Source organism: Polynucleobacter sp. MG-28-Ekke-A2, assembly GCF_035012985.1.
GTDB lineage: Bacteria > Pseudomonadota > Gammaproteobacteria > Burkholderiales > Burkholderiaceae > Polynucleobacter.
Genome location: NZ_JAYGQU010000037.1, coordinates 1 through 4,548, shown reverse-complemented (window position 1 = coordinate 4,548; position 4,548 = coordinate 1). Strand labels below are relative to the sequence as shown.

Below are 4,548 nucleotides of genomic sequence, written 5' to 3'. Positions count from 1 at the left end.
ATCCTTGGCTAGTTCGTTGGCTAAGGCTTGTAATTTACTACGATCCATTGTGTGATGTTCCATGTGGCTATCCTTCTGTGAAGGTTAATTGGCCGAGGGAACTTACACAAATTTATTTACAGGGTCCACCATTAACTTATTCAGCTCTAAATACCAATGCAACTACTGCATTAGCTGGAGTAGGGGCTAGTTATCGAGTGATTCCACAAGTAATGACCTTTGCTAGTGCCGGTGTCGAAACCGATACCAATACTGCTAATGGCACTTACTCAGCTACCAATGCATCCATTGGCACATTAACGCCAGTGAACTTTAATGCCAATCCAGTCAAAACTAGACCTACAGCAACTGTTGGGGCTTACTATGATATTGAGAAGAATCAAAGAGTCGGTATTACAGGTATCTACAGACAAGAAGCCTATCAGGCAGTTTCCACAACAACTGTCTTGGCGACTTATACGATAGGTTTATAAACCAATCTATATAGAATTGAGTAAGAGACCACCTTGGAGTGGTTTTTTATTTGGCTATTGATCAATATTAGAGTAGGGTGAGTCTGATGATGAACAGAATCTATTCAAATTGGGTTTATGGCGGCCTTTTAGCGGGACTACTCCTGCTGTTATTAATGCCGCTGCTGACTTTAGCTTGGTCAACTGAGCTCAAGCTTTTCTATTTGACTTTGCCTATCTATATGCTGCACCAGTATGAAGAGTGGGATGGTGACCGATTTAGAGTCTTTATCAATAATCATCTAGGGCATGGCAAGAACTTATTAACCCACAAAGCAGGTTTTGTAATCAATATTTTTGGAGTCTGGGGAGTGATTGCTGTTTCTCTGTATTTGGCTTTCTATGTAGATCTAGGCTATGGACTAATAGCAACCTACCTTGTTTTAGTAAATGCTATCGTTCATGTATTAGCAGGGTTCGTTTTGCGCGCCTATAACCCGGGACTTATTACTGCTCTTATTTTGTTCATGCCTTTGGGCATTTATACAATTTATCGAGTCAATTTTGATAGTGATCGCGCATTTCAATATCTAGGAATCGCTATAGCAGTATTAATACATGTGAGCATCATGGGGTATCTTCTAAGAAGGCGTAAACAACTAAACACGAATGCTCAATAGTCTTAGGCCTATCTTTCTAGGCTAGTTAATTCTTCCCATTGACCCGAGATCATATTTTGTCGGTTTACCCGACAAATTAGATAGCCGACCATCCAACTGCCTGTGAATGCCACCCAATTCCACCCCGATCCACTGATCTCGGTGCCTATGCCACACCAAAAGCCAACACCTTGATCCCATTGTTTAACTAGTTGTTTTAGCTCATTTTTTAAGCTTCTAAGGCGTAGGTCGCACGTTCGAATCGTGCTGGGCAGGCCAAATAGCTGAAACCTTGTAATTACCCGTGTTGATTTCGATATATTGATCTGATCATATTTTGTAGGGTAAACCGGCAAAATTACTGAAGCTAATAGTGTCAGTTATGGATTAATTTATTCCAAAAAAAGTATTGGCTTCCTTAATGATTAAGTCATATTCTGCAAGATTAGGTTTATCAGCACTACCACCTTCAATAAAGGTGCCGCCAATGACGCCAATATCTTGTGGGGTAGAATCGGGTAAATGTTTTGGGAAGATATAAAAAGAGCGTTTTACCTTTTGATTTGCTTCCGTCCTGTCTTCACCAAAGTAAACCAAAATCATGTAGTTCATATTCTCAGGAACTTGATTTTTTAACATGATCAAATGGCCTTGAACCGGAACTAGGGCAGCATCATGATTTAATTCAGCAGCACCCAGTCCGCTACAGTTAAAGATGAACTTCTCCTTCAGCTCATCAAAGGTAACAATTTTCCCGATTACGATAGGGATCTGATTAGTGTTGATGAAATCATGTAATTCAGCCATGAGTAGAGCTGTGTTCATGTAAATACCATCGTCATAGACGACCATCTGGCGGGTCGTGCCATTGCCAAAATCGAGCATTACTTCTTTAGCGGGTTTCATGACTTTGCCAACATACGCTTCAAGACCTGAATCTTCACGACTATTAAAGTAGCTAGGAACTAAGCGAGCACCTCTTTTGAAGTCAGTATTGTTATTTCTGGCGACATCATCATAAAAGCGATAGGCATCAATCCCAATTTGATCGATGACGGGCTGCATCTCATGGTCGTTATCCATTGAGACAGGAGCTAATAAACCACCAGCGTAATGAGAGGCTAGGGCATCTAACTTTTCAGCATAAATAGTGAGATTGCTATAACCTCGCTTAGTTAAATCATAGGCAGTAAATAGTCCAACTAGGCCAGCCCCAATAATGGCGATCGGGGTGGATTTATCAGATAAATCCTTTCCCAGCAGCGAATCAATTAATAGTGAATTGACATACCTTGCCGAACCAGGCCCTAGTGTCCAACCGCTACCGCCATGCCCATAGTTATGGGCAATCACTTTATCTTCCTGTTGCTCAATGCTTAAATTGGGCATACCGTGTTTCATGGGGCGATAACACAGAATCCTTTCGCCTAAATGGGTAGACCCAAACGCTGGCGGAGCAATTTTTCGGGTTTCAAGAGATTGAGTCATGGCGCATATCACTCCATAAAATAAAGTGATACTAAACCAAGTCAGCCTATAAATGAGTTACTTTGCCAGCAATCTAATGATCGTGTCGATTGCAATGCTACGATGCTCTTGAGTGCCTGCAATGGGGTTACCTTCCATAAAAGGTCTTTCCACGAGCAAGCAGATCTGTCTTATCAGTAAAGACGCCTCACTTGTTGATAGCACCCGAAAGGTATTTGTCTGATTTTTGCTAGCCGCCACAAGATAAGGCTCGACTAGTGAATCCATGTAGGCAAAGTAATCTTGCGTGAGGCCATTGATCTTAGTAAAGCGTTTCTCAAAAAAATACATTACCGCAGGGTTGGTACGTTGGATGTTCAAAAATGCTGTATCAACCATATTCTCGGCAAAAGCATCAATAGGTGTATGGACATCAAATTGAGCGATGCTGATTGAGAATTCTTGAAACTTTCGATCCCGACCTTTTTTGACTGCCCATAAAAACACATTTTCTATTGAGTTGAGACGTCTCACTAGAGTGCCTAATGCATAACCCGATCTTTGCGCTAGCGTTCTACTAGTAAATAAGTCTGGATTAGCTTCTATAACTATTTGCTCAGCTGCATCTAGGATATCTACTAGTGTTTTTTGAGAGCGCTCTTGCTTTGATTCAGCAAATGAGATTTCAGAGTAGGAATTCATATCAATAGGGCTTGAAAGGTTAAAAGCGGAACACGAAATAAAGGATTCAATACTAACGCTCTACTGCCCAAATAATATATGGGATTGGTCATTGATGACTTAAGGCGATATGTGAACGTATTTTCCATGGTTTTAGAGCTCATAGGTGCTACATTTCACCATTCGAAATTTTTCTGTTGATTCATTGAAGATAGTATGAAATTTAAAAAATCAAAGTTATTGCTTGCTTGCTCAGGATTAATTTTTAGCTTCGTAGCCTTTGCCCAAAGTCAGTTTGTTGGTGCATACGGTCAGATTTCTACTGGTTATGAAGATAACAGGGTGAGTTCTGCACAATTGATCGGTACCAACTACGGGGGAGCCCCTAATACTACTAATAGCGTCAACATAACTAGCAGTTCAGCTCCTCTAGTCTTGGGTCTTGGCTATCTATTCCCAGTACAAAATAATTTCACTTTAGGTTTTGGGGTTGATTACTCAGCCTTGACACAGGAGACTAGTCCAACTACTTTCTACTATCCTTCAATTAAAAATAGCCCCACCTTTAACTATAAATTTACTATTTCTAATCGCTTCAATATCTTCATTACACCAGGATATGCAATTGGTCAGGATAAATTAGCCTACACTAAGTTAGGGTATTCAAGCCAGTCTGTGCAATACAGCCAAACAAACTGCTGCTCTTCTCCGTCTAATAAAGCGCAAGTCAGTGGCTATGTTCTTGGGTTAGGTTACAAGCAATTTATTACTAGTGGGCTGTATGGTTTTGTAGAGGCAAATGAACTGACCTGATTTTTAGTACCACTCCAGAAGAGAGGATTTTTGATAATCTTCACCTTAAAGGAGTGCTAAATATGGCAAAAGGTCAACGTCTTAAACCCGAGCAAATCGTCACCTTATTGCGTCAAATCGATGTTTTAACCACCAATGGCAAAACCCTAGCCCAGGCCTGTAAAGAAGTGGGAACGGTAGAGCAAAGCTACTATCGTTGGCGCAAGATTTATGGCGGCATGAAGGTTGATCAAGCTCGTAAGTACAAAGATCTGGAACTGGAAAATACCCGGCTTAAGAAGCTCGTAGCGGACTTATCACTACGAGAGGTGATGCTCAAGGAAGTCATTAAGGGAAACTTCTAAGCCCTACTAGGCGTAAAAATGCAGCGCAGCTGCTCATGGACCAGCATTCTATCTCTGAGCGGACTGCCTGCAGTTTAGTGGGGCTATCTAGAGCAGCGTATCGCTATATGCCATTGCCTAGAGATGACGAAG

The 4,548-nt window shown here is 41.2% G+C and carries 6 protein-coding genes; 4 read left to right on the top strand and 2 right to left on the bottom strand.

Translation table 11 applies throughout. The annotated features are described in order from the left end of the window. Both VC188_RS11710 and VC188_RS11705 read left to right on the top strand, forming a co-directional pair. Positions 1 to 473 (top strand): hypothetical protein (locus VC188_RS11710; RefSeq protein ID WP_323484080.1); only part of this gene is annotated, 473 nt, incomplete at its 5' end. 86 nt (positions 474 to 559) lie between these two features. Next, a complete protein-coding gene (locus tag VC188_RS11705; protein WP_323484079.1) occupies positions 560 to 1,132 on the top strand; it encodes an HXXEE domain-containing protein in 573 nt (190 codons plus the stop codon). Positions 1,133 to 1,498: 366 nt separating this feature from the next. On the opposite strand, the gene VC188_RS11700 is transcribed toward VC188_RS11705, so the two are convergent. Next, complete coding sequence (locus VC188_RS11700; RefSeq protein ID WP_215324838.1) at positions 1,499 to 2,599, bottom strand: FAD-dependent oxidoreductase; 1,101 nt, start codon at positions 2,597 to 2,599, stop codon at positions 1,499 to 1,501. Between the two features lie 57 nt (positions 2,600 to 2,656). Beyond that, a complete protein-coding gene (locus VC188_RS11695) occupies positions 2,657 to 3,280 on the bottom strand; it encodes a hypothetical protein (protein ID WP_323484078.1) in 624 nt (207 codons plus the stop codon). A gap of 195 nt (positions 3,281 to 3,475) precedes the next feature. Here VC188_RS11695 and VC188_RS11690 point away from each other — a divergent pair, with 195 nt between their 5' ends. Together VC188_RS11690 and VC188_RS11685 are read left to right on the top strand one after the other, a co-directional pair. After that, positions 3,476 to 4,072, top strand: a complete 597-nt coding sequence (locus tag VC188_RS11690) for a hypothetical protein (RefSeq protein WP_323484077.1) — start codon at positions 3,476 to 3,478, stop codon at positions 4,070 to 4,072. Between the two features lie 62 nt (positions 4,073 to 4,134). Then, complete coding sequence (locus tag VC188_RS11685; RefSeq protein WP_028819441.1) at positions 4,135 to 4,416, top strand: transposase; 282 nt, start codon at positions 4,135 to 4,137, stop codon at positions 4,414 to 4,416. The last annotated feature ends 132 nt before the right edge of the window (positions 4,417 to 4,548 follow it).